At 67.3% G+C, this 22,141-nt stretch carries 24 protein-coding genes; 10 read left to right on the plus strand and 14 right to left on the minus strand.

What is annotated here, in order from left to right; genetic code table 11:
- Window position 1 precedes the first annotated feature (1 nt).
- From OCH239_RS03035 to OCH239_RS23335, 3 genes are all read right to left on the minus strand, one after another.
- Window positions 2-523 carry a TRAP transporter small permease gene (locus OCH239_RS03035; RefSeq protein ID WP_051489203.1) on the minus strand — a complete coding sequence of 174 codons (522 nt, stop codon included), beginning with the start codon at window positions 521-523 and terminating at the stop codon, window positions 2-4.
- A 75-nt stretch (window positions 524-598) separates the two neighbouring features.
- The gene (gene dctP / locus OCH239_RS03040; protein ID WP_037258547.1) at window positions 599-1,585 is read right to left on the minus strand and encodes a TRAP transporter substrate-binding protein DctP; all 987 of its coding nucleotides are present in this window, start codon (window positions 1,583-1,585) and stop codon (window positions 599-601) included.
- Between the two features lie 62 nt (window positions 1,586-1,647).
- The gene (locus tag OCH239_RS23335) at window positions 1,648-1,851 is read right to left on the minus strand and encodes an SMP-30/gluconolactonase/LRE family protein (protein WP_037258549.1); all 204 of its coding nucleotides are present in this window, start codon (window positions 1,849-1,851) and stop codon (window positions 1,648-1,650) included.
- 251 nt (window positions 1,852-2,102) lie between these two features.
- Between OCH239_RS23335 and OCH239_RS03050 the strand changes: the two genes are divergently transcribed.
- A complete protein-coding gene (locus tag OCH239_RS03050; RefSeq protein WP_051489205.1) occupies window positions 2,103-2,768 on the plus strand; it encodes a TetR/AcrR family transcriptional regulator in 666 nt (221 codons plus the stop codon).
- An 87-nt stretch (window positions 2,769-2,855) separates the two neighbouring features.
- Window positions 2,856-4,085 (plus strand): bifunctional alpha/beta hydrolase/OsmC family protein, encoded by a 1,230-nt coding sequence (locus OCH239_RS03055; protein WP_037258552.1) that lies wholly within the window; start codon window positions 2,856-2,858, stop codon window positions 4,083-4,085.
- On the opposite strand, the gene OCH239_RS03060 is transcribed toward OCH239_RS03055, so the two are convergent.
- The 9 genes from OCH239_RS03060 to coxB all read right to left on the minus strand — a co-directional run bounded on the left by OCH239_RS03060 (window position 4,067) and on the right by coxB (window position 11,740).
- Window positions 4,067-4,657, minus strand: a complete 591-nt coding sequence (locus tag OCH239_RS03060) for a GNAT family N-acetyltransferase (RefSeq protein WP_037258555.1) — start codon at window positions 4,655-4,657, stop codon at window positions 4,067-4,069. The two genes, OCH239_RS03055 and OCH239_RS03060, sit on opposite strands and share 19 nt — an antisense overlap.
- A complete protein-coding gene (locus tag OCH239_RS03065) occupies window positions 4,657-5,919 on the minus strand; it encodes a M16 family metallopeptidase (RefSeq protein ID WP_037258558.1) in 1,263 nt (420 codons plus the stop codon). Before OCH239_RS03065 ends, OCH239_RS03060 begins: the two co-directional genes overlap by 1 nt.
- The gene (thrC, locus tag OCH239_RS03070; protein ID WP_037258561.1) at window positions 5,916-7,307 is read right to left on the minus strand and encodes a threonine synthase; all 1,392 of its coding nucleotides are present in this window, start codon (window positions 7,305-7,307) and stop codon (window positions 5,916-5,918) included. Before thrC ends, OCH239_RS03065 begins: the two co-directional genes overlap by 4 nt.
- Window positions 7,304-7,987, minus strand: a complete 684-nt coding sequence (locus OCH239_RS03075; protein ID WP_037258564.1) for an SURF1 family protein — start codon at window positions 7,985-7,987, stop codon at window positions 7,304-7,306. Before OCH239_RS03075 ends, thrC begins: the two co-directional genes overlap by 4 nt.
- A gap of 210 nt (window positions 7,988-8,197) precedes the next feature.
- Window positions 8,198-8,998 carry a cytochrome c oxidase subunit 3 gene (locus tag OCH239_RS03080; protein ID WP_037258567.1) on the minus strand — a complete coding sequence of 267 codons (801 nt, stop codon included), beginning with the start codon at window positions 8,996-8,998 and terminating at the stop codon, window positions 8,198-8,200.
- 26 nt (window positions 8,999-9,024) lie between these two features.
- Window positions 9,025-9,615, minus strand: a complete 591-nt coding sequence (locus OCH239_RS03085; RefSeq protein WP_037258569.1) for a cytochrome c oxidase assembly protein — start codon at window positions 9,613-9,615, stop codon at window positions 9,025-9,027.
- On the minus strand, window positions 9,612-9,803 hold the full coding sequence (locus OCH239_RS03090; protein ID WP_037258571.1) for a hypothetical protein: 192 nt from the start codon (window positions 9,801-9,803) through the stop codon (window positions 9,612-9,614). Before OCH239_RS03090 ends, OCH239_RS03085 begins: the two co-directional genes overlap by 4 nt.
- Window positions 9,803-10,747 (minus strand): heme o synthase, encoded by a 945-nt coding sequence (cyoE, locus tag OCH239_RS03095; protein WP_037258573.1) that lies wholly within the window; start codon window positions 10,745-10,747, stop codon window positions 9,803-9,805. The genes OCH239_RS03090 and cyoE overlap by 1 nt, the downstream gene beginning before the upstream one ends.
- A gap of 96 nt (window positions 10,748-10,843) precedes the next feature.
- Complete coding sequence (coxB, locus tag OCH239_RS03100) at window positions 10,844-11,740, minus strand: cytochrome c oxidase subunit II (RefSeq protein ID WP_037258575.1); 897 nt, start codon at window positions 11,738-11,740, stop codon at window positions 10,844-10,846.
- 193 nt (window positions 11,741-11,933) lie between these two features.
- On the opposite strand from coxB, the gene tldD reads away from it, so the two are divergent.
- The 7 genes from tldD to OCH239_RS03135 all read left to right on the plus strand — a co-directional run bounded on the left by tldD (window position 11,934) and on the right by OCH239_RS03135 (window position 20,392).
- On the plus strand, window positions 11,934-13,355 hold the full coding sequence (tldD, locus tag OCH239_RS03105; RefSeq protein WP_037258578.1) for a metalloprotease TldD: 1,422 nt from the start codon (window positions 11,934-11,936) through the stop codon (window positions 13,353-13,355).
- Window positions 13,356-13,544: 189 nt separating this feature from the next.
- Entirely contained in the window at window positions 13,545-14,687 is a 1,143-nt protein-coding gene (gene dprA / locus OCH239_RS03110) for a DNA-processing protein DprA (RefSeq protein ID WP_084782085.1), read from the plus strand.
- Between the two features lie 109 nt (window positions 14,688-14,796).
- Window positions 14,797-17,535: a type I DNA topoisomerase gene (gene topA, locus OCH239_RS03115; RefSeq protein ID WP_037258583.1), complete on the plus strand. Its 2,739-nt coding sequence runs from the start codon at window positions 14,797-14,799 to the stop codon at window positions 17,533-17,535.
- A 166-nt stretch (window positions 17,536-17,701) separates the two neighbouring features.
- A complete protein-coding gene (locus tag OCH239_RS03120; RefSeq protein WP_037258585.1) occupies window positions 17,702-18,400 on the plus strand; it encodes a CoA transferase subunit A in 699 nt (232 codons plus the stop codon).
- A 23-nt stretch (window positions 18,401-18,423) separates the two neighbouring features.
- Complete coding sequence (locus tag OCH239_RS03125) at window positions 18,424-19,476, plus strand: PAS domain-containing protein (protein WP_051489208.1); 1,053 nt, start codon at window positions 18,424-18,426, stop codon at window positions 19,474-19,476.
- 3 nt (window positions 19,477-19,479) lie between these two features.
- Window positions 19,480-20,109: a CoA transferase subunit B gene (locus OCH239_RS03130; protein ID WP_037258586.1), complete on the plus strand. Its 630-nt coding sequence runs from the start codon at window positions 19,480-19,482 to the stop codon at window positions 20,107-20,109.
- Window positions 20,102-20,392, plus strand: coding sequence for a GNAT family N-acetyltransferase (locus tag OCH239_RS03135; RefSeq protein ID WP_037258588.1), 291 nt, complete (start codon window positions 20,102-20,104; stop codon window positions 20,390-20,392). Before OCH239_RS03130 ends, OCH239_RS03135 begins: the two co-directional genes overlap by 8 nt.
- Before the next feature lie 114 nt (window positions 20,393-20,506).
- Here the strand turns inward: OCH239_RS03135 and OCH239_RS03140 are convergent, their stop codons facing one another.
- Together OCH239_RS03140 and hisF are read right to left on the minus strand one after the other, a co-directional pair.
- Window positions 20,507-20,818: a phosphoribosyl-ATP diphosphatase gene (locus OCH239_RS03140; protein WP_037258590.1), complete on the minus strand. Its 312-nt coding sequence runs from the start codon at window positions 20,816-20,818 to the stop codon at window positions 20,507-20,509.
- Window positions 20,815-21,576 (minus strand): imidazole glycerol phosphate synthase subunit HisF, encoded by a 762-nt coding sequence (gene hisF, locus OCH239_RS03145; RefSeq protein WP_037258594.1) that lies wholly within the window; start codon window positions 21,574-21,576, stop codon window positions 20,815-20,817. The genes OCH239_RS03140 and hisF overlap by 4 nt, the downstream gene beginning before the upstream one ends.
- A 127-nt stretch (window positions 21,577-21,703) precedes the next feature.
- Between hisF and OCH239_RS03150 the strand changes: the two genes are divergently transcribed.
- Window positions 21,704-22,141 (plus strand): DUF302 domain-containing protein, encoded by a 438-nt coding sequence (locus OCH239_RS03150; protein WP_037258597.1) that lies wholly within the window; start codon window positions 21,704-21,706, stop codon window positions 22,139-22,141.

Here is a 22,141-nt window from a genome sequence, read left to right on the forward strand (position 1 = left end):
CTCACTCCACCGCGTTCGGCGCGGCGTCACCGCGGTGGCCGCCCGGCGTGCCGCGGTTGGTCACTGCATCCCAGAGCAGCCAGACATAGCGCACGAGGATCGCGACCGCGAAGAGGATGTAGATCGAGTAGAGGTAGTCGTAGCGGATATCGAGATACGACGTCTCCTGGATCTTCATGAAGGTGACGTAGTCCCAGACCGCAGGCAGCGACCAGCCGTAGAGGAAGATCAGCGCCAGAGCGGCGAGCATCGTCATGATCCGCCGCACCTTCGGCCCCACGACGCCGTATATCACGTCGAAGCGGATCTCCTCGTCCTCGCGGGTCACGAATGCGGCGCCCCAGAGCACGACCCAGAGCCACATGACGATGGTCAGTTCCGACGCCCAGCCGGAGTGCCAGTTGAACACGTATCGATAGACGACCTGCAGGATGAACGAGCCGAACATCACGGCGAGCATCAGGGCGGCGACGTTTTCCGCCCGGCGGTGAAGCCATTCGAGGCCGGTCTTCATGCTTTCCATAACGGGACCCTGTCGTTGCGGGTGCGCGCGGCCCGAAGGGACCGCGCGCCTCGTTGTCCGGGGAAGGTTTTGGCCTCAGAGGTCGTTGATCCGGTCGAGCATCCCCTCGGGCCAGCTCTCGGAGATCTCGGACTCGAGATATTTCTGCTGCGCGAAGTCGCGGAACGCGTCGACATCGGGTTCGTAGAGCCGCAGGCCCTGCTCTTCCATGAAGGAGGCCAGTTCCTCTTCCTGCGCCAGATGCTGCTCGGTGCTCCAGGCGATGGCCTCGTCCGCGGCGGTCTGGAACGCCTCCTGCTCTTCGGCGGACATGCCGTCCCAGACCTCCTGCGACACGACAAGAAGATCGTAGCCGACGAGGTGCGAGGTCTGCACGATCTGGCTCATCACCTCGTAGAACTTCATGTTCTCGACATTCGGAAGCGGGTTGTCCTGACCGTCGATGGTGCCGGTCTGAAGGCCGGTATAGACCTCGGAATAGGCCATCGGGGTCGGGTTCGCGCCGAGCGCCTCGCCCAGGAACTGCCAGGCATCGCCGCCCGGCATGCGCAGGCGCACGCCGTTCATGTCCTCGGGCGTCTGGATCTCCTTGTCGATGCGCAGGCCCACCTGCCGCGTGCCGAAATAGGTCGGCCCGAGGATGTGGATGCCGAGCTGTTCCTCGGCCATAGCCTTCATTTCGGCGCCAGCGTCGCTGTCGAAGAAGGTCTGCAGGTGCTCGGCGTCGCGGAAGAGATATGCCGAGGTCAGGATCGAGAAGGCGTCGATCTGGTTTGCGATATCCTGCGGCGCGACGTTGCCCATCTCGAGGTTGCCGCGCTGGATGGCGACGATCTCGGTGCCTTGGTCGAAGAGGTTGCCGCCGTAGTAGATCTGCATGTCGAACATGTCGGACACGGAATCCTGGAAGCGCTGCATCATCTGGGCGCGAATGTCCTGCTCCGAGAAGACGGCCGAGAAGCGCAGGGTCTCGGTGTCCTGTGCCAGCGCCGGAGCGCCGGTCACGAGCGCGGCCGCCGTCAGAGACAGCAATGCGCGGCGAGTGGTGGTGAACATGGTCATGTATCCTCCCTTGACCGGATTTGGGTGACGGACCGCGCCGGAGGACCGGCGCGGACGTGCGGCTAAGACGCGCCTCCCGGCGCGTTGATCTGATCGAGCATGCCTTCGGGCCAGGAGGCGCCGGCTAAGATGGCCTGCCAGAGACATCCCTCCGCGTCGACGCAGGCCCCGTCCGGCCGCGCGCCATCGCCGCGGTAAGCCGCAAAGACCTCGACGCTTGGTCGAGGCGTCCGCGCGGCAGCCGATCTGAACTTCGTGGCGTCCATGCCGTTGTCTCCAGCTCTCCGCGGCAGGGAGTCGGTCGGCTCGTCGACTGGCATCAGAGGCGTCTCCTCCCGTCTCCGCGCACTTTGTTCGCCACGTTTAATACGAGTTTTGTCCGCCACGGTTAATTATGTCAACATGAGAGTCGGGGCGGAGAATTGGCCGATCCATGACCCACTCCGTGACAGCGGCGGTGCCTCGCGATAATCAATTCCCGCCGACCTATCGGAATGGCGGCAGCAGGGAGACGTGGATGGCTGAAGACAGCGCGGGAAAGATCGCCACTCCGAGGCGCCGAACCAGCTGGAAGCAGGATCCGGAACGCGTGCGCGCCAACATCCTCGAGGTCGCCCGCGGCGTTTTTGCCGAGCATGGGCTGTCCGGCGCCCGGATCGACGAGATCGCAACCAAGACCGAAACGTCGAAGCGCATGATCTACTACTATTTCGGCGACAAGGAGAGCCTCTACCGGGCCGTCTTGGAGGATACCTATGCCGAGATGCGCCGCGCGGAGGACGAGTTGGATCTCGATGCGATGCCGGCCGACGTGGCCCTCCGCACCCTTGCCGAGTTCACCTTCGACCACCACCGCGAAGCCACCGAATTCGTGAGACTGGTCATGATCGAGAACGTTCACGGCGGCACGCATATCGACCAGTCGAGCGTGATCTCGGCCCACAATTCCTCTGCCGTCCGCCACCTCGAATCCATATACGCCCGCGGCTGCAACGACGGGCTCTTTCGTACCGGCCTGACCGCTCTGGAGTTGCACTGGCACATCTCCGCGCTGTGCTTCTTCAACGTCTCGAACAGGGCGACATTCTCGCGGATCTTCGGAGACGAGCTTTTCCGCGAGGATGCCCAGGCCTCCTTGCGGCATCACGTCGGCGAAAGCATCGTCCGCTTCGCGGCGCCCTGAAGAAAACCTACATTGGATTGCGCGATTGCCCACGGCGGTGGGGCGCGGCATGGTCGCGTGCACATCCAGTCCAAGCGGAGCCCGACCATGCCTCCCGAACGCCTCAGCTTCGAGAATGACGACGGCCACCGTCTTGCCGCGCGGCTCGACCGGCCCGACGGGCCGCACCTCGCGACCGCGCTCTTCGCCCATTGCTTCACCTGCGGCAAGGATATCGCCGCGGCCCGGAGGATCGCATCGCGGCTGACCTCCGAGGGCGTTGCGGTTTTGCGCTTCGACTTCACCGGGCTCGGCCATTCGGAGGGCGAGTTCGCGAACACGTCCTTCACCTCGAACGTCGCGGACCTTGCCGCAGCGGCGCGCAAGCTCGGCTCGATGGGCATGGCGCCGGATCTGCTGATCGGGCATTCGCTGGGCGGGGCGGCAGTGCTGGCAGCGGCGCATGACATCCCCTCGGCCAGGGCGGTCGTGACCATCGGCGCCCCGTTCGATCCGGCTCACGTGACCCACAATTTCGGCGGGGCGCTGGAGGCGATCGAGCGCGACGGGGAGGCCGAGGTCACGCTCGCGGGGCGGCCCTTCCGGATCGGCAGGCGGTTCGTCGAGGACATGCGCGAGACTAAGCTGCGGCCGGCGATCGCCGATCTGAGACGCGCCCTCCTGGTCCTGCACGGACCGCGCGACGAGGTCGTCGGGATCGACAATGCGACCGAGATCTTCACCGCGGCGAGGCACCCCAAGAGCTTCGTGACGCTGGATGATGCAGACCATCTCGTCTCGGATCCCGCTGATGCGGATTACCTTGCCGGCGTCATCGCGGCATGGATGGCGCGCTATGTGGACCTCGCGCACGAGCACATCTCGGTGGACGTGCCCGAGGGCGTCGTCCGCACGTCGGAAGCCGATCCCGCGGGGTTCCTTCAGGACATCACCGTCGGGCGGCACCACGTTCAGGCGGACGAGCCCGCCTCGGTCGGTGGCTCGGATCGGGGCATGACGCCCTACAACCTGCTCTCGGCGGCGCTCGGCGCCTGCACGTCCATGACGATGCGGATGTATGCGCGCCGCAAGGGGATCGCGCTCGACCGGGTGCGCGTCGATGTCAGCCACGACAAGCATCACGGCACCGATGCCGCATCGGACGAGGAGAGGAAGATCGACGCCTTCCGGCGCGAGATCGCGCTTGAGGGCGATCTGAGCGATGCGGAGCGGCGGCGGCTGATCGAGATCGCGGACAAGTGCCCGGTGCACCGGACGCTGGAGCGGTCCTCGACGATCGAGACGGTGGAGGTGAGCCCTCAGTCGACCCCGACCTGAGTGCGGCCGCGCCGGTCCATGCGGAGCGACGCGTAGAGGACATGCGTGCGCCAGCGGCCGTTGATCTGCAGATAGCTCTGCGCGACGCCCTCGTACTTGAAGCCCGACCGTTCCAGAAGACCGCGGGAGGCGACGTTCTCGGGAAGGCAGGCGGCCTCGACGCGGGAGATGTCCATGCGCTCGAAGGCGTGGTGCACGACGGCGCCGATCGCCTCGCGCATGTAACCCTGCCGGGCGAAGGGCTGGCCGATCCAGTAGCCCAAAGTTGCCGCCTGCGCGGGGCCGCGGCGGATGTTGTCGAGCGTGATCGCGCCGAGGAGCCGCTCGTCGTCGCGCCGGAAGAGGAAGACCGGGATCGCGGTACCGCCCGAGATCGACCGGCCCGCCCAGTAGACGCGGTTGGTGAAGGCCTTGCGCGACAGGTGATCCGAGGCCCAGGACGGCTCCCACGGGCGCAGGAAGTCCTGGCTCTGGGCGCGCAGCGAGGTCCATTCGGTGAAATCGGCATGGGCCGGCGCCCGCAGGACAAGCCGCTCGCTGTCGAGCCTGAACCTCCGACGCAGCCCGATCATCAGGCCACCCGGCGCTCTTCGAGGCTAGCAAGCTCGGGGGCCTTCGACACCGGCCCGTAGAGCGCCATGGCCGCCGGGGCCGATGCCGCGGTGTGTTCGGCGAAGGCGCGCACGTCGGCGTCGGTGACGGCGTCGATGCGCGTGACGGTGTCCTCGATAGAGGGGACCTTGCCCCAGATCTGGATCATGCGCGCGGCGCGCTCGGCCCGGGCCGACGGGCTCTCGAGGCCCATCAGGAGGCCGGCCTTCATCTGCGCGCGGGCCCGGGCGATTTCCTCGGCACTCATGTCGGAGGCGGCGCGCTTCATCTCGTCGACGGTGATCCGGGCGAGATCGCCCACCTCGTCGCCGCTTGTCCCGGCGTAGATGGTCGTCGTGCCGGTGTCGGCATAGGCGCCCGCTTGCGCGAAGATCGTGTAGCAGAGGCCGCGGTTCTCGCGGATCTCCTGGAAGAGGCGAGAGGACATGCCGCCGCCGAGGGCGATGGAATAGACCTGGCTCGCGTAGAAATCCACGTCGCGGTAGCCCGGCGCCTCGAAGGCGAGGGCGAGATGGGCCTGCTCGAGGGTCTTGTCGCGGCGGATCTCGCCGCCGTGGAACCGGGCCGGCAGGGCCTCGGCCGAGCCGCGGGGCGTCATGTCGCCGAAGAGTGCCTCGGCCTGAGCGACGATGGCGTCGTGATCGACCGCGCCCGCCGCCGAGAGGATGAGCTGATCGGGGCCGTAATGCTCCTCGACGAAGGTCGAGAGGTCGCCGCGGCCGAAGGCGTTCACGCGCGCCGCCTCGCCAAGGATCGTCCGGCCGATGGGCTGCTCAGGATAGCAGATCTCCTGCAGCCAGTCGAAGATGATGTCGTCGGGCGTGTCGAGCGCCTGGCCGATCTCCTGCAGGATCACGTGCCGTTCGGTCTCGATCTCCTTCTGATCGAAGAGCGGGTTGCGCAGGATGTCGGCAATCACCTCGAGCGCGAGGCCGGTATCGGCCTCGAGCACGCGGGCGTAGTAGGCGGTCACCTCGCGGCTGGTGTAGGCGTTGATGTAGCCGCCCACGTCCTCGATCTCCTCGGCGATCCGCAGGGCGGAGCGGGATGCGGTGCCCTTGAAGGCCATGTGTTCGAGGAAATGCGCCACGCCGTTCTGCTCGGGGCGCTCGTGGCGTCCGCCGGCCGACACCCAGATGCCGAGCGCAGCCGATTTGAGGCCGGGCATGTGTTCGGTGACGACGCGGAAGCCGTTGGGAAGGGTGGCTGTCTGTAGGGTCAAGTGCGGATACGCTCCTGGATGATCTCTTCGAGGGCGGCGAGGTCGTTCGGCGCCCGGGTGATGCGCTCCTCCCGCTCCATGAGGTCCGACATGCGCTCGGGCAGCGGCGGACGGATGCCGGTCGCGGCCTCGACGGCGTCGGGGAATTTCGCGGGGTGGGCGGTGGCGAGCGTGACCATGGGCACGGCGCGGTCGCGGTGCTCCTCGGCCACCTTGATGCCGACGGCGGTGTGCGGGCAGACGAGCTCGCCGGTCCTGGCGTGGGTGGCCGCAATGGTGGCGGACGTGTTGGCCTCCGACGCGCGGCCGCTGTCGAAATTGTCGCGCAGCGCCTCGAGTGCGCCCTGGCTGACATGGAAGCCGCCGCCCGATTTCAGCTCGTCCATCAGCTGGGCCACGGCATTGCCGTCGCGGTCGTAGGCGTCGAAGAGCGCGCGTTCGAAGTTGCTGCTGACCTGGATGTCCATCGACGGCGAGATCGACGGCTCGACCCGGCCGGTGGTGTAGTTCCCGGTCGAGACGGCACGGTGCAGGATGTCGTTGTGGTTCGTCGCGATCACCAGCCGGTCAATGGGAAGCCCCATGCCCTTGGCGATGTAACCAGCGAAGATGTCGCCGAAATTGCCGGTGGGGACGGTGAAGCTGACCTTGCGCTCGGGCGCGCCGAGGGAGACGGCGGCCGAGAAGTAGTAGACGACCTGCGCCAGAACGCGTGCCCAGTTGATCGAGTTCACCGCCGCGAGGCGCACGCCGTCGCGGAAGTCGTCATGCGCGAACATGTCCTTGAGCCGTGCCTGCGCGTCGTCGAAATGGCCGTCGATGGCGACGGCGTGCACATTCTCCTCGACGGGCGTGGTCATCTGGCGGCGCTGCACCTCGGAGACCCGTCCGTGCGGATAGAGGATGAAGACGTCCACCGCGTCGAGGCCGCGGAAGGCCTCGATGGCGGCCGAGCCGGTGTCGCCCGAAGTCGCGCCGACGATGGTGACGCGGCTTCCCGAACGGGTCAGCGCCTCCTCGAAGAGCTGCCCGATGAGCTGCATGGCGAAGTCCTTGAACGCCAGCGTGGGCCCGTGGAAGAGCTCGCAGAGGAAATGGCCCGAACCGAGCTGCTTGAGCGGCGCGCGGGCGGCGTGGCCGAACTGCGCGTAGGATTTCGCGATCAGGTCGCCGAAGGTCGCGTCATCGAAGGTGTCACCGACGAAGGGCCGCATCACGCGGAACGCGACCTCCTCGTAGGGCAGACCGTGCAGCGCGCGGATGTCGGCCTGGCTCATCTGCGGCACGGTTTCAGGCACGTAGAGGCCGCCGTCGCGGGCGAGGCCCGAGAGCATGGCCTCTTCGAAGCTCAGGACCGGCGCCTGGCCGCGGGTGGAGACGTACTTCATGTGCGGACCTCTTGGGCGAAGGAGCGGCGACGCACCCAGATCACGGTCATGCCCAGCCAGACGGCGGCGAGCGAGAACCACGTGATCGCATATTGCAGGTGGTCGTTCGGGATTCCTTCGCTCGACACGGGCAGGGGATCGATGCCGGGGGCGGGGGGCATTTCCTCGCGGACGATGGCGAGGATCGGCTCGGCGCCGAGCGCGTCGGCCATGGCGCCGACATCGCGGGCGAACCAGATGTTGCGATCGACCTCGTTCTCGGGCGTGAAGCCGCTGCGCTCCTCGGGGGCGTGCAGGTTGGCCCGGATCGCGGTCTCTCCGATGCGGCGGGTGGCGTCCTTGGCCTCGTTCGGAACGAAACCGCGGTCGATCAGGATCGTGCGTCCGTCGTCCGTCGTGAAGGGAGCGATGATACGGTAGCCCGCGCCCTTCTGCTTCTGACTGACGAGGACGTGCAGCTCTCCCTCGCCGATGGAGCCCTCGAGCTCGACCGGCTGGTAGCGATCCGTCCCGGGATCGTAGCTCGCGGGCAGGGGGACCGGATCGCCCGCGATGGTGCTCTCGATGTCGTTCAGGATGGCCTCTTTCCACGCGAGCCGCTGCATCTGCCAGACGCCGAGCGCCACGAGGATCGCGGCACCGATCAGGCCGATCAGCAGGGGGGCGGCAAGGCGTTTCACGACAGGCAAATGTCCGGACCGTGGAAAGGCGGGGCCCCGGAATGCGGGGCAGGCTTCGCTTTACCCCCGGGCCGGGGGCGGGTTCAACCGGAAACGCCTTTTGCGGCGGTGCGATCCCGATATGTGCGGCGGTGTCCCGTGCACCGCGGGCCAACGAAAAACGCCCGCCACGGGGGCGGGCGTTTCCCGGATTTCGGTGAGGGCCGAGGGTCAGCCGCCCCAGACGTAGACGGCCGCGAAGAGGAAGAGCCAGACCACGTCGACGAAGTGCCAGTACCAGGCGGCGGCCTCGAAGCCGACATGCTTGTTCGGAGTGAAGGCCCCGTTCATCAGCCGCAGCAGGCAGACGAAGAGGAAGACCGTGCCGATGATGACATGCGCGCCGTGGAAGCCCGTCGCCATGAAGAAGTTCGCGCCGTAGATGTTGCCGGAGAAGCCGAAGGCCGCGTGGCTGTACTCGTAGGCCTGGAAGACCGAGAAGATTAGGCCGAGCACGATGGCGATGATCAGGCCCCACTTCATGTCCCTGCGATTGTCCTCGTGCACCAGTGCATGGTGCGCCCAGGTCGCCGCGGCACCCGAGCAGAGCAGGATCAGCGTGTTGATGAGCGGCAGGTGCCAGGGGTCGAAAGTCTCGATTCCCGCGGGCGGCCAGACACCGTCGACGCCGGGGCTTTCGGGGCCCATCGGATACATCGCGTGTTTGAAGAACGACCAGAACCAGGCGAAGAAGAACATCACCTCGGACATGATGAACAGGATGAAGCCGTAGCGCAGGCCGATCTGCACGACGGGCGTGTGATCGCCCACGTTGCTTTCGTTGATGACCTCGGACCACCAGCCGAACATCGTGTAGAGGACGCCGACGGTGCCGATCAGGAACAGCCACGGGCCGTTGTCGTTCATCCACATGACCGCGCCGAACAGCATCACGAAGCCGGCGACGGCCCCGATGAACGGCCAGATCGACGGCGGCAGGATGTGATAGTCGTGGTTCTTAGCATGCGCCATTGGTCTTGGTCCCTCTTCGGATGGCGTCAGTTGACGGAGGTTTCTTCTTGCGCGCCGGTCTGGAGCGCCGCCTGTGCTTTGGCGTCCTCGGGCAGATCGATCTCGTAGAACGTGTAGCTGAGCGTGATGGTCTTTGTATACTTCGCGTCGCGGTCGTTGACGATCTCGGGGTCGACGTAGAAGTAGACCGGCATCTCGACCCGCTCGCCCGGCTGCAGCACCTGCTCGTTGAAGCAGAAGCACTGCACCTTGTTGAAGTAGCTGCCGGCGGTGAAGGGCGCGACGTTGTAGCCGGCCTGACCGGCGACTGGCTTGTCGGTGGGGTTGTAGGCCTCGAAATAGGCGAGGCCGTCCTGACCGATTTTGAGCGTCATGGAGCGCTCGACCGGCCGGAATTCCCACGGCATGCCGGCTTCGGTATTGGCGTCGAAGCGCACCGTGATCTCGCGGTCGAGCACGCTGTCGCTGCCTTGTTCGGCGACGTTCGTGGTGCCGCCGTAGCCGGTGACGGCGCAGAACCAGTTGTAGAGCGGGATCGCGGCCCAGGCCATGCCGCCCATGAAGACGATCACGGCGCCGAGGCCGGCCACGGTGCGGGTCTTGCGATCGAGGTTCATCCGCCCTGTCCCTCCGTTCGTTGCGTGACGCTGTCCGCCGTGCCGGGTGCGCGGCCGAATTCGCCGTTCTGCACCTTGACCATGGTCAGGCCGAAGATGATCACGATGAGCGCGGCAAGCACGATCCCGAGGCCGAGATTGCGGCCGTGACGGCGGTGATGAAGTTCGTGGAGCGGGCGCAAGGCCATCAGAGTGCCCCCCAGAGGATGCCGAGGCGCGCGATCGTGGCTTCGGCCAGAAGCGCGCCGAAATGCAGGAAGAGGTAGAGAAGGGAGAGTTTGAAGAACCCCTTCTCGACCGCGTAATTGTCGGTCTCGGCCATGATCTCGTCACGGTGCCAGATGTCCCAGGCGCCCTTGAGGAACATGGCGTTCAGCACGATGGCGACCGACAGGTAGAGCGGCCCGCCGGCCGAGGTGAAGCCGGTCGCGAGCGCGAGCGCGGCGAGGATGATGGTGTAGACGAAGACATGCTTGCGGGTCGAGGGCCGTCCGTGGGTCACGGTCAGCATCGGCACGCCCGCGTTGTCGTAATCCTTGCGCATGAAGAGCGCGAGGGCCCAGAAATGCGGCGGTGTCCAGAGGAAGGTCAGCGAGAACATCAGCACCGATTCGATCGAGACGCCGCCGGTCGCGGCGGCCCAGCCGATCATCGGGGGGAAGGCCCCGGCGGCGCCGCCGATGACGATGTTCTGGGGCGTCCAGCGCTTGAGCCACATCGTGTAGATCACGACGTAGAAGAAGATGGTGAAGGCCAGGAGCCCGGCGGCGACCCAGTTGGTCGCGAGGCCGAGGAACATGACCGAGAAACCCGAAAGGGCGAGGCCGAGGCCGCGCGCCTCCTCGCCGGTGACGCGGCCCGAGGGAATCGGCCGCTTGGCGGTGCGGCGCATCACCGCGTCGATATCGGCGTCCCACCACATGTTGAGAGCGCCGGACGCGCCGCCGCCGACGGCGATGAAGAGGATGGCGCAGAGCGCGACGAACGGATGCACCTGATCCGGAGCGGCGAGCAGGCCGACGAGCGCGGTGAAGACGACGAGCGTCATCACGCGGGGCTTCAGCAGCGCGAAATAGTCGCTGAACTGAGCCTCTTGGCCGGCGGCCGTGGGATCGAGGGATGCGTCACTCATCGCGGGGTCTTTCCTGGAAGGCGTCGCGCGACCCGTGTCCGGATCGCGCGTGGCTGTCTGGGCGCGGGGCACGACCTAGCGCGCCCCGGCGCGGCTTCACTCGGCCGATGCGACCTGCACGGGCGCGTCCGCGGGCGCCTCGGCGTATTCCTCGATCATGTCGGCCTTCCAGACGTCGTATTCTTCCTGGCTGACGACCTTGACGGTGATCGGCATGTAGGCATGCGCGATGCCGCAGAGCTCGGAGCACTGGCCGAAATAGACGCCTTCCTGCTCGGGGGTGAACCACAGCTCGGCAAGGCGGCCGGGGACCGCGTCCTGCTTCACGCCGAAGGCCGGGATGGTCCAGGAATGGATCACGTCGCCGCCGGTCACCTGGATGACGATGGTCTTGTTCACCGGAACGACCACCGCGGTGTCGGTGGCGAGGCGGAAATGCTCGGGCGCGTAGCCCGCGTCGAGAAGCTGCTGCTCGACTTCCTCGGAGTAGGAATTGTCGCCGCCCGTCGCCGGCGAGCCGATCATGTAGCTGTCGAAGGCGAAGCCGTCGTCCATGTATTCATGGTTCCAGTACCACTGGTAGCCGGTCGCCTTGATGTAGACGTCGCCCTCGGGGATCTCCTGCTGCTTGAACAGCACCGGAAGGGAGAACGCGCCGATGAAGACGAGGACCAGGATCGGGCCGACGGTCCAGGCGATCTCGAGCGGCGAGTTGTGCGTGAACGAGCCCGGCTTGGGGTTCGTCTTGCTGTTGTAGCGCACCACGCAGAACGCCAGCAGCGCCGTCACGAGAATCACGATGCCGGTGATGATCACGGTGACCATGCCGTCGAGCCAGTGGATGTCGCGCGCCAGTTCCGTCGCGGCGGACTGGAAGCCGATCCCGCCGTTGCTCGGCGCGCCGATCACCGGAAGGTCCGTGAAGCTGTCCTGCGCGAAGACCGGCCCGGCGAAGGCGGCGAGAACGCCCGTGAGCATCGTCTTAAGTTTCATGTGTCACCCTGATCGGTTGTCGTCTGTCACATCTAGTCACGGGTGGCGCGCGATGAGGCGCGGCCGCGGGCGGTGGAGGCCCCCGTTGTCTTGCGGTGGTCTTCAACCATATTCTTCACGCCAGATAAAGAACCCCGCTTGCGGCATGTGGCCGCTTGTCGTTGACCCATATCAATCTCCCGAGGCGCAATCCATGTCCGATGCCCCCTTTCGCCCGTTCGACACCCATCTCGACCGGCAGGCGGCCGTCGAGAACCTGCGCGAGACCCTCACCGGCGCCGAGGACGGAGAGCTCTTCCTCGAGCGTCGCCGCTCGGAGGGGCTGCTCTTCGATGACGGGCATGTGAAACAGGCGAGCTACGACGCCCACGAGGGCTTCGGCCTGCGCGCCGTGCGCGGCGAGACCGCTGGATATGCCCATTCGACCGAAATCAGCGAAAGCGCGCTGAAGCGGTCGGGCGAGACCGCGCGGCTCGCGGTCGGAGGCGGCGGAGGCACGTTGGCGGCCGGGCCGGTGAAGACCAACCGCACGCTCTACACCGATGTCGATCCCATCGCCGGGCGGCCCTTCGCCGCCAAGGTCGAGACGCTGGCCGAGATCGACGCCTATTTGCGGGACCTCGACCCCCGTGTCGTTCAGGCCACGGTCTCGATCGCCGCATCCCTGCAGGAGGTCGCGATCCTGCGCGCGGACGATTCGCTGGTGACGGACGTTCGGCCCATGACCCGGGTGAATGTCAGCGTCATCGTCGAGGAGAACGGCCGCCGCGAAAGCGGCAGTGCCGGCGGCGGCGGGCGCGTTGCGCTCGACGGCCTGCTCGATCCGCAGGACTGGCAGGGAAAGGCCCGCGAGGCGCTGCGAATCGCGCTCGTGAACCTCAGCGCCGAGCCCGCGCCCGCCGGCACATTCGACATCGTGCTCGGCCCGGGCTGGCCCGGGATCCTCCTGCACGAGGCGGTGGGTCACGGGCTCGAGGGGGATTTCAACCGCAAGGGCTCCTCGGCTTTTGCGGGCCTCATGGGGCAGAGGGTGGCCGCTCCCGGCGTCACCGTGCTCGACGACGGCACGATCCCGGATCGCCGCGGCTCGATCACGGTCGATGACGAGGGCACGCCGAGCGGAAAGAACGTGCTGATCGAGGACGGCATCCTCGTCGGCTACATGCAGGACCGCCAGAACGCGCGGCTCATGGGCGTCGAGGCGACGGGCAACGGGCGGCGGGAGAGCTACGCCCATGCGCCGATGCCCCGGATGACAAACACCTACATGCTGGGCGGCGAGGCGACGCGCGAGGATCTGGTCTCCGAGCTGAAGGACGGGATCTACGCGGTCGGATTCGGCGGCGGGCAGGTCGACATCACCAGCGGCAAGTTCGTCTTCTCCTGCACCGAGGCCTACCGCGTGCAGAACGGCAAGGTCGGCGCCCCGGTCAAGGGCGCGACGCTGATCGGGGACGGCGCAACCGCGCTCCAGCAGATCCGCGGGCTCGCCAACGACATGGCGCTCGATCCCGGCATGGGCAATTGCGGCAAGCAGGGACAGTGGGTGCCGGTGGGCGTGGGCCAGCCGAGCGTCCTGATCGGTGGTCTGACCGTGGGCGGCTCGGCCGGCTGACAGAAGCGAGTCGCGCGGCGGGCGGCGGTGTCGCCGCTCCAGGTCGTCCGACATCGGCGGGGCTCGGACGATCCGGCGCAGGCGGAAGGGTGCCGGCCATGCCAACGGCGCGGCGCTTCCCTGCGTCTCTTTACCGGTCATTAACCGCGGAGCCCGTACCAAGGGGGGGCAAGAGTCGGAGCCGGGTTGATGGTCGAGCATTTCTCATCTTCCACTCACCCCCTACTCCCACCCACCACGGAAGACGATCGGCTGGACCGGTTGCGACTCTTGCGCTCCCGCCGTGTGGGGATTTCGACCTTCCATCGTCTGATGTCGGAACATGGCTCGGCGGCTGCCGCGCTCGAGGCGCTGCCGGAGATCGCGCGAGCCGCGGGTCTCGAGAACTACGACATCTGCCCGCTTGGGGTCGTGGAGGCCGAGATGCGGGCCGCCCGCACCGCCTGCGCCCGGATGATCTGCCGCGGCGAGCCGCTCTATCCGAGCGCCCTGAACGATCTCGACGACGCCCCGCCGATCCTCTGGGCGGTGGGCGACGCCGGCATTCTTTCTCGCCCGGCCGTCGCGCTCGTCGGTGCCCGCAACGCCTCGTCGCTCGGCACGCGCATGGCCCGGGCCATGGCGGAGGGGCTGGGGCAGGCGGGCTACGTCACCGTCTCGGGGCTGGCGCGGGGCGTCGATGCGGCGGTGCACGCCGCCAGCATCGCCACCGGCACGATCGCCGTGCAGGGGGGCGGCGTCGACGTGCTCTACCCGGCCGAGAACGCCCGGCTGGCCGAGGAGATTGCAGCCACCGGGGGGGTGCGCCTCTCCGAACAGCCGATGGGCCTCTCTCCGCAGGCCCGCCACTTCCCTGCCCGCAACCGCATCATCTCCGGCCTCGCCCGGGCGGTCGTCGTCATCGAGGCGGCCCCGAAATCGGGATCGCTGATCACGGCACGCACGGCGCTCGATCAGGGCCGGGAGGTGCTGGCGGTGCCGGGACACCCCTTCGACGCCCGCGCGGGCGGCTGCAACATGCTGATCCGCGACGGTGCGCGGCTCGTGCGCTCGGCCGCCGACGTGATCGAGGCGCTGCCGGCGATGGTCGGGGCGCCCGCACAACCGGAGCTGCCGCTTGCGCCGCTTGTCCCGCCGCGGCGCCCCCGGCGGGAGATCGCCGACCTTCACGCCAGGATCCTCGACCGGCTCGGGCCATCGCCGGTGGCCGAGGATCAGCTTCTGCGCGATCTCGGCGCGGAGCCGCGCGAAATCGTGCCCGCGCTCACCGATCTCGAGCTCGAGGGCCGCATCCGGCGCCAGCCCGGCGGGCTTCTGTCGCTCGCGGTTTAAGGCGACGCGCCGCCGGCCCTTCCCGGACCGATTGACAATTTGGCCTTGCACCACACATGCTGCCCGGCCATTAGAAGGCCCGTTTTCCCCGCAAGAGGTGCCCGAAGACATGCCCGTCGTCGTCGTCGAGTCCCCGGCCAAGGCCAAGACCATCAACAAGTACCTGGGGTCCGGCTACACCGTCCTCGCCTCGTACGGCCACGTGCGTGATCTGCCGCCCAAGGACGGGTCGGTCGATCCGGACCACGAGTTCGAGATGACTTGGGAAGTCGGCAACGACAGCAAGAAGCACGTCAAGGCGATCGCCGACGCGCTGAAGGACGACAACGCGTTGATCCTCGCGACCGACCCCGACCGAGAGGGCGAGGCGATCTCGTGGCACCTCAAGGAGGCACTGACCAAGCGCAAGTCGATCAAGAAGGACACCGACGTCCGCCGCGTGACCTTCAACGCGATCACCCAGAAGGCGGTGACCGAGGCGATGCAGAACCCGCGCGAGATCGACGCGCCGCTGGTCGAGGCCTATCTCGCCCGCCGGGCGCTCGACTATCTCGTCGGCTTCAACCTCTCGCCCGTGCTCTGGCGCAAGCTGCCGGGGGCCAAGTCCGCCGGCCGCGTGCAATCTGTCTGCCTTCGGCTCATCGTCGAGCGCGAGATGGAGATCGAGGCCTTCGATCCCCGCGAATACTGGTCGGTGAAGGCACTGCTCTCGACGCCGCGCGGGCAGGATTTCGAGGCGCGCCTCACGACGCTCGCCGGAAAGAAGCTCGACAAGTACGACCTCGCGAACGAGACGCAGGCCGAGATGGCGGTGCAGGCCGTCGCCCATCGTGCGCTCTATGTGACCTCGGTCGAGGCCAAGCCGGCCTCGCGCAATCCGTCCGCGCCGTTCATGACCTCGACCCTCCAGCAGGAGGCGAGCCGCAAGTTCGGTATGGGCGCGAAGCAGTGCATGTCGGCGGCGCAGCGTCTCTACGAGGCCGGGCACATCACCTACATGCGGACCGACGGTATCGACATGGCGCCCGAGGCGGTCCACGCCGCCCGCGACGCGATCAAGGACCGCTACGGCGACAAATACGTCCCGAAATCGCCGCGGATGTACAAGAACAAGGCCAAGAACGCGCAGGAAGCGCACGAATGTATCCGGCCGACCGAGATGTCGAAAGATGCAGGCGCGCTGAGACTCACCGATGCCGACCAGCGCAAGCTCTACGATCTCATCTGGAAGCGCACGCTCGCCTGCCAGATGGAGGCCGCGCGGCTCGAGCGGACCACGGTCGAGATCGGCTGCGACGACAAGCAGGTCGGCCTGCGCGCCACCGGTCAGGTTGTGCTCTTCGACGGGTTCATGAAGGTCTACGAGGAGGGCCGTGACGAGCCCTCGGGCGACGAGGATGACAGCCGCCTGCCGCAGATCCACGAGGGCGACAAGACGCCTTTCGCCAAGGCCGGCCTGCGCGCCGAGTTTGCCAAGGCGGGCGAGAAGGACGACGCCGCACCGGTCGCGAACACCGATGAGGGCAACGATCGCAACGGCAAGGCCGTGATCGGCGGCGCCGACGCCGTTCTCGCGCTCCAGCACCACACCCAGCCGCCGCCGCGCTACACCGAAGCGACGCTCGTCAAGAAGATGGAAGAGCTCGGCATCGGCCGTCCCTCGACCTACGCCTCCGTGCTCACGACGATCCAGGACCGCGAATATGTCCGCAAGGACAAGAACCGGCTGATCCCCGAGGACAAGGGCCGGATCGTTACGCATTTCCTTCTCAACTTCTTCAAGCGCTACGTGGAATACGACTTCACCGCGAGCCTCGAGGAAGAGCTCGACGACGTCTCCGCCGGCCAGCGCGACTACAAGGAGCTTCTGGCGAAGTTCTGGCGCGACTTCTCGGCGGCGATCTCGGAGACCTCCGAGCTGCGCATCGCCGAGGTGCTCGACGTGCTCGACGAGGCGCTCGCGCCGACGCTCTATCCCCCCCGCGAGGACGGAACCGATCCGCGCACCTGCCCGCTCTGCGGGGAGGGCAGCCTGCACCTCAAGACCTCGCGCTCGGGCGGCTTCGTCGGCTGCTCGCGCTATCCCGAATGCCGCTACACGCGCCCCATCGGCGGCGACGACGGCGCCGGCGACCGCGTGCTCGGCCATGACGGCGAGGACGAGATCTCGCTGCGCTCGGGCCGCTTCGGGCCTTACGTGCAGCGCGGTGAGGCGACCGAGGAGCAGCCCAAGCCTCCGCGCGCGAGCCTGCCCAAGGGCTGGTCGGCCGAGGCGATGGATCTCGAGAAGGCGCTGACGCTCCTGTCGCTGCCGCGGCAGGTCGGCATCCATCCCGAGGACGGCGAGCCGATCGAGGCGGGCATCGGGCGCTATGGCCCGTTCGTGAAGCACAACCGCCTCTACGCCAACCTCAAGGAGGTGGACGAGGTCTTCGAGATCGGCATCAACCGAGCCGTCGATCTTCTGGCCGAGAAGGCCGCCAAGCGGGGCGGACGCACCGCGGCGAAGGCGCTCAAGGAGCTCGGCGAGCATCCCGAGCACGGCGGCGCGCTTGCCGTCTTTGACGGCCGCTACGGGCCCTACGTGAAGTGGGACAAGGTCAATGCGACGCTGCCGAAGGACACCGATCCGCAGGAGGTGACGCTCGAGCAGGCGGTGGCGCTGGTCGACGAGAAGGCCGCCAAGAAAGGCGGGGCCAAGAAGAAGGCGGCGCCCAAGAAGGCGGCCGCCAAGAAGAGCCCGGCCAAGTCGGCCGCCGCGAAGAAGACCACGGCGGCGAAGAAGACCGGCACCTCGAAGGCCTCGGCGTCGAAGAGCGCGACGACGAAGAAATCCGCCAGCGGCTGACGCGGCTCCGCGGCTTCTTCTTGATCCAAATATCCCGGGGGCCGCGGAACGCGGCGGGGCGGAGCCCCTCCGACCGTCGCTCACGGGGCGCAGAGCCGCAACGGATTTGACTCTCCCCGGGCCCTTCGCCACTAATCCTCGCAACTTGAGCACGAGGGAGAGTTCCATGAAGAAAGTCTACGATTCCGCGGCGGATGCGCTCGACGGTCTCCTCTTCGACGGCATGACTATCGCCGCCGGCGGCTTCGGGCTCTGCGGCATTCCCGAACTGCTGATCCAGGCGATCAACGAGGCCGGCACCAAGGATCTGACGGTTGCGTCCAACAATTGCGGCGTCGACGGCTTCGGGCTCGGCATCCTTCTGGAATCCAAGCAGATCAAGAAGATGATGTCGTCCTACGTGGGCGAGAACAAGGAATTCATGCGCCAGTACCTCGGCGGCGAGCTCGAGCTCGAGTTCAACCCGCAAGGCACGCTCGCCGAGCGCATGCGCGCCGGCGGCGCAGGCATCGCGGGCTTCTACACCAAGACCGGCTACGGCACCCAGATCGGCGAGGGCAAGGAGGTCAAGGAGTTCGACGGCGAGCACTACATCCTCGAGCGCGGCATCTTCGCCGACCTCGCGATCGTCAAGGCGTGGAAGGCCGACACCACCGGCAACGCGATCTTCCGCAAGACCGCGCGCAACTTCAATCCGCCCGCGGCGATGTGCGGCAAGACCTGCATCATGGAGGTCGAGGAGATCGTCGAGCCCGGCGAGCTCGATCCCGATCACATCCACCTGCCGGGCATCTACGTGCACCGCCTGATCCAGGGCGAGCACGAGAAGCGCATCGAGCAGCGCACCACGCGCCCCGCAGCCTGATCGCAGGGCAGGGGAGGACCCCCATGTCGGACAGCGCGCAGCGGAAACTGAGCGCGGTTCTCGACGACCGCGAGGCGGTCGCCGGGTTCTCGCGCCTGTCGGTCGCGGTGGTCATCACCAATCCGCGCGCGCCCGACAATCCGATCGTCTACGTGAACGAGGCGTTCGAGCGCTCGACCGGCTATTCCCGCGCGGCGGTGATCGGCCGAAATTGCCGCTTCCTCCAGGGGGAGCGCACCGAAAAGTCGGACGTGGACCGCATCCGCGCCGCCGTGCAGGCGGGGCGGGACGTGACGGTCGACATCCTCAACTACCGCGCCAGCGGCGAGCCGTTCCGCAACCGCCTCATCATCGCGCCGATTACCGACGAGGATGGCGCGCCCGTTTACTTCCTCGGCCTGCAGAAGGAGATGCGCTCCGGAGAGGCGGGCGAGGACGATATCGACGCCCATCTCGGCGCGCTCCGGGCCCGGGTGCGGGACGATCTGTCGATGATCCTCGCCAATCTCGGTGCGCCCGAGCGGCGTCGCAGCCTCGACGATCCTCTGCACGAGATCGAGGCGCTGCCGCGACGGCTCGAATGCCTCGAGCTCGCCTACGAGGAGATGCGCCTGACCGACGGCCAGGCCGGCCGCGCCGGCATCGATATCGGCGCGCTCCTGAGCCGCGTGGCGAGCACCATCGCGCATCACGAGGGCCGGCCGGGGGTGCGCTTCACGGCGCAGGTGGACCAGATCGAGATCGGTCTCGAAGCGGCCGTGCGCGTGGCGCTCGTCGCCTCGGAGACACTCTCGAACGCCTTCACGCATGCCTTCGCCGGGCTCGATCGCGGCTATGTGGGCTTTCGCGTGACCCGGCTCGGCGCCGGGGGATTGCGGATGACCGTCTCGGACGACGGCGTCGGCATCCCGCGCAATATCGACTGGCCCTCCGCCGCGACACGCGGGGGGCGGCTCATCGCGTCGCTGCTCGAGGGGCTCGACGCGACCATCAACGTGGCGCGGGGCGCCGCCGGAACCGTCGTCCTTGTCGACGTGCCGGTGGACCCGCAGGAACTGGACAATAAGGGAGACTGAGCAATGGCCTGGGATCGCAACGAGATGGCCGCGCGGGCGGCGCAGGAGCTCGAGGACGGCACCTACGTGAATCTCGGGATCGGCATCCCGACGCTGGTGCCGAACTACATCCCCGAGGGTGTGAACGTGACGCTCCAGTCCGAGAACGGCATGCTGGGCATGGGTCCGTTCCCGGTCGAGGGCGAGGAGGATCCCGACCTCATCAATGCCGGCAAGCAGACCATCACCGAGCTGCCGCACACCTCGTATTTCGACAGCGCGACCTCGTTCGGGATGATCCGCGGCGGCAAGATCGCCATGGCGATCCTCGGCGCGATGGAAGTGGCCGAGAACGGCGATCTCGCCAACTGGATGATCCCCGGCAAGCTCGTGAAGGGCATGGGCGGCGCGATGGACCTCGTCGCCGGCGTGCGCCGCGTGATCGTGGTCATGGATCACACCAACAAGCATGGCGAGCCGAAGCTCATCCCCGAATGCACCCTGCCGCTGACAGGCAAGGGCGTGGTGAACCGGATCATCACCGATCTCGGCGTGCTCGACGTGGTCGAGGGCGGCCTCAAGATCGTGGAAACCGCCCCGGGCGTGACCGAGGACGAGATCCGCGAGAAGACCACGGCGAAGATCGTTGACTGACGCTGCGATCGCCCGCGAGGTTGACGGATCGCGCGGGCGTTACGTGCTGCGGCAGGACGGGGCGGAGGCGGAGCTGACCTACTCGGTCGCCTCGCCGACGCTGATCATCGCCGACCACACGGGCGTGCCCGAGGCCTTGCGCGGCACCGGAGCGGGGCTGGCACTGGTCGAGCGGCTGGTGGCGGATGCCCGGGCGGAGGGCGTGAAGATCGTGCCGCTCTGCCCGTTCGTCAACGCGCAGCGCCGCAAGCATCCCGACTGGGCTGACGTCTTCCAGGTCTGACCCGGCGGAGCGCGCTGCCGCCCACGGGATATCCGGGGGGAGGCCCCCAGACCACCGGGCGGGGGCTCCTGCCCCCGCACCCCCGGGATATTTCTGTCAAGAAGAAGGGGCGGCTCAGGAAGGGCGGGAGGCCTTTTCGGCGAGGCCCGAGCGGGACTGGCGACGGGCGAGCTCGTTCATCACCTCCGAGAGGGGAAGGTCGCGGGATTTCAGCATCACGAGGAGGTGGAAGAGGACGTCGGCGGCTTCGGATGCGAGGCGCTCGCGGTCACCTTTCACGGCTTCGATGATCGCCTCGATGGCCTCCTCGCCGAACTTTTCGGCGCATTTTTCGGGGCCTTTGGCGAGGAGCTTCGCCGTCCAGCTCTCCTCCTGGGATGCGCCGGCGCGGTCGGCGACGATCGCCTCCAGCTCCTCGAGCGTCATTGCCGCACCGCGATCCCCGCCTCGGCCATGTGGCTCTTGGCCTCGCCGATCGTGAAGGTGCCGAAGTGGAAGATCGACGCCGCGAGAACGGCGGAGGCGCCGCCCTCGGTGATGCCCTCGACGAGGTGATCGAGCGTGCCGACCCCGCCGCTCGCGATGACCGGGATCGGAACGGCGTTCGCGATGGTCCGGGTCAGCTCGAGGTCGAAGCCGGATTTCGTGCCGTCGCGGTCCATCGAGGTCAGCAGGATCTCACCGGCACCCTTGGCCACCATGTCGAGCGCGAACTCGACCGCGTCGATGCCGGTCGCCTGCCGGCCGCCATGGGTGTAGATCTCCCAGCCCTCTCCGTTCGCCTTCCGCTTGGCGTCGATCGCCACGACGATGCACTGGCTTCCGAAACGGTCGGCGGCGGCCGCGACGACGTCGGGATCCTTCACCGCGGCGGAGTTGAAGCTCACCTTGTCGGCGCCCGCGAGCATAAGCTTGCGCACGTCCTCGACGGTGCGGACCCCTCCGCCTACGGTGAGCGGGATGAAGCATTGCTCGGCCGTCCGGCGCACCACGTCGAGGATGGTCTCGCGGTCCTCGTGCGTCGCGGTGATGTCGAGAAAGCAGATCTCGTCGGCGCCCGCGGCGTCGTAGGCGCGGGCGGCATCCACCGGATCGCCCGCGTCACGCAGGTCGACGAAGTTCACGCCCTTGACCACGCGGCCTTCGGCCACGTCGAGGCAGGGGATGATGCGGGTCTTAAGCATGGCCAATCCTTCCGTCTGCTCTTGGGATATGCCGAAGCGGAGGCCCGAGCGCAACAGCGCGTGACCCCGGGAACCCGGGGGTGGGACCGGCGTTCCCCGGGCAATGGTCCCCAGAGAAAGCTTCGTCATGATCCGTCACGCCGCCCTCGCCCTCGCGCTTTTCGCAACGCCCGCCGCCGCCGACATGATGAGCATCGAGAGCCCCTATCCGGTTGCCGAGACCGCCGACAGGCTCGAAGCGGCCGTGGAGGAAGCGGGTGCAACCATGTTCGCCCGCGTCGATCATGCCGAGGGCGCCTCATCGGTCGACATGGAGCTCGAACCGGCGACGCTGCTGATCTTCGGCAACCCTGCGCTCGGCACGCCGGCGATGCAGGACGACATCCGCGCCGGGCTCGTGCTGCCGATGCGGGTCCTGGCGCATGAATGGGAAGGGGTGACCTACCTTACCTACGAGGATCCCGAGGAGATGTTCGACGATTTCGACATCGACGACGATTCCGATTACATCGCCGAGATGGGCGCCGCGCTGGAGAAGCTCACCGGCGCGGCGGTCGCCGAATGA

This window comes from Roseivivax halodurans JCM 10272, assembly GCF_000521785.1.
GTDB classification, from domain to species: Bacteria; Pseudomonadota; Alphaproteobacteria; order Rhodobacterales; family Rhodobacteraceae; genus Roseivivax; species Roseivivax halodurans.

What these genes read in the sequence shown, in the direction of transcription:
- OCH239_RS03035 (WP_051489203.1), bottom strand. Translation starts at nt 523, where the DNA reads ATGGAAAGCATGAAGACCGGCCTCGAATGGCTTCACCGCCGGGCGGAA.
- dctP (WP_037258547.1), bottom strand. Translation starts at nt 1,585, where the DNA reads ATGACCATGTTCACCACCACTCGCCGCGCATTGCTGTCTCTGACGGCG.
- OCH239_RS23335 (WP_037258549.1), bottom strand. Translation starts at nt 1,851, where the DNA reads ATGGACGCCACGAAGTTCAGATCGGCTGCCGCGCGGACGCCTCGACCA.
- OCH239_RS03050 (WP_051489205.1), top strand. Translation starts at nt 2,103, where the DNA reads ATGGCTGAAGACAGCGCGGGAAAGATCGCCACTCCGAGGCGCCGAACC.
- OCH239_RS03055 (WP_037258552.1), top strand. Translation starts at nt 2,856, where the DNA reads ATGCCTCCCGAACGCCTCAGCTTCGAGAATGACGACGGCCACCGTCTT.
- OCH239_RS03060 (WP_037258555.1), bottom strand. Translation starts at nt 4,657, where the DNA reads ATGATCGGGCTGCGTCGGAGGTTCAGGCTCGACAGCGAGCGGCTTGTC.
- thrC (WP_037258561.1), bottom strand. Translation starts at nt 7,307, where the DNA reads ATGAAGTACGTCTCCACCCGCGGCCAGGCGCCGGTCCTGAGCTTCGAA.
- OCH239_RS03080 (WP_037258567.1), bottom strand. Translation starts at nt 8,998, where the DNA reads ATGGCGCATGCTAAGAACCACGACTATCACATCCTGCCGCCGTCGATC.
- OCH239_RS03085 (WP_037258569.1), bottom strand. Translation starts at nt 9,615, where the DNA reads ATGAACCTCGATCGCAAGACCCGCACCGTGGCCGGCCTCGGCGCCGTG.
- OCH239_RS03090 (WP_037258571.1), bottom strand. Translation starts at nt 9,803, where the DNA reads ATGGCCTTGCGCCCGCTCCACGAACTTCATCACCGCCGTCACGGCCGC.
- cyoE (WP_037258573.1), bottom strand. Translation starts at nt 10,747, where the DNA reads ATGAGTGACGCATCCCTCGATCCCACGGCCGCCGGCCAAGAGGCTCAG.
- coxB (WP_037258575.1), bottom strand. Translation starts at nt 11,740, where the DNA reads ATGAAACTTAAGACGATGCTCACGGGCGTTCTCGCCGCCTTCGCCGGG.
- tldD (WP_037258578.1), top strand. Translation starts at nt 11,934, where the DNA reads ATGTCCGATGCCCCCTTTCGCCCGTTCGACACCCATCTCGACCGGCAG.
- dprA (WP_084782085.1), top strand. Translation starts at nt 13,545, where the DNA reads ATGGTCGAGCATTTCTCATCTTCCACTCACCCCCTACTCCCACCCACC.
- topA (WP_037258583.1), top strand. Translation starts at nt 14,797, where the DNA reads ATGCCCGTCGTCGTCGTCGAGTCCCCGGCCAAGGCCAAGACCATCAAC.
- OCH239_RS03120 (WP_037258585.1), top strand. Translation starts at nt 17,702, where the DNA reads ATGAAGAAAGTCTACGATTCCGCGGCGGATGCGCTCGACGGTCTCCTC.
- OCH239_RS03125 (WP_051489208.1), top strand. Translation starts at nt 18,424, where the DNA reads ATGTCGGACAGCGCGCAGCGGAAACTGAGCGCGGTTCTCGACGACCGC.
- OCH239_RS03130 (WP_037258586.1), top strand. Translation starts at nt 19,480, where the DNA reads ATGGCCTGGGATCGCAACGAGATGGCCGCGCGGGCGGCGCAGGAGCTC.
- OCH239_RS03140 (WP_037258590.1), bottom strand. Translation starts at nt 20,818, where the DNA reads ATGACGCTCGAGGAGCTGGAGGCGATCGTCGCCGACCGCGCCGGCGCA.
- hisF (WP_037258594.1), bottom strand. Translation starts at nt 21,576, where the DNA reads ATGCTTAAGACCCGCATCATCCCCTGCCTCGACGTGGCCGAAGGCCGC.
- OCH239_RS03150 (WP_037258597.1), top strand. Translation starts at nt 21,704, where the DNA reads ATGATCCGTCACGCCGCCCTCGCCCTCGCGCTTTTCGCAACGCCCGCC.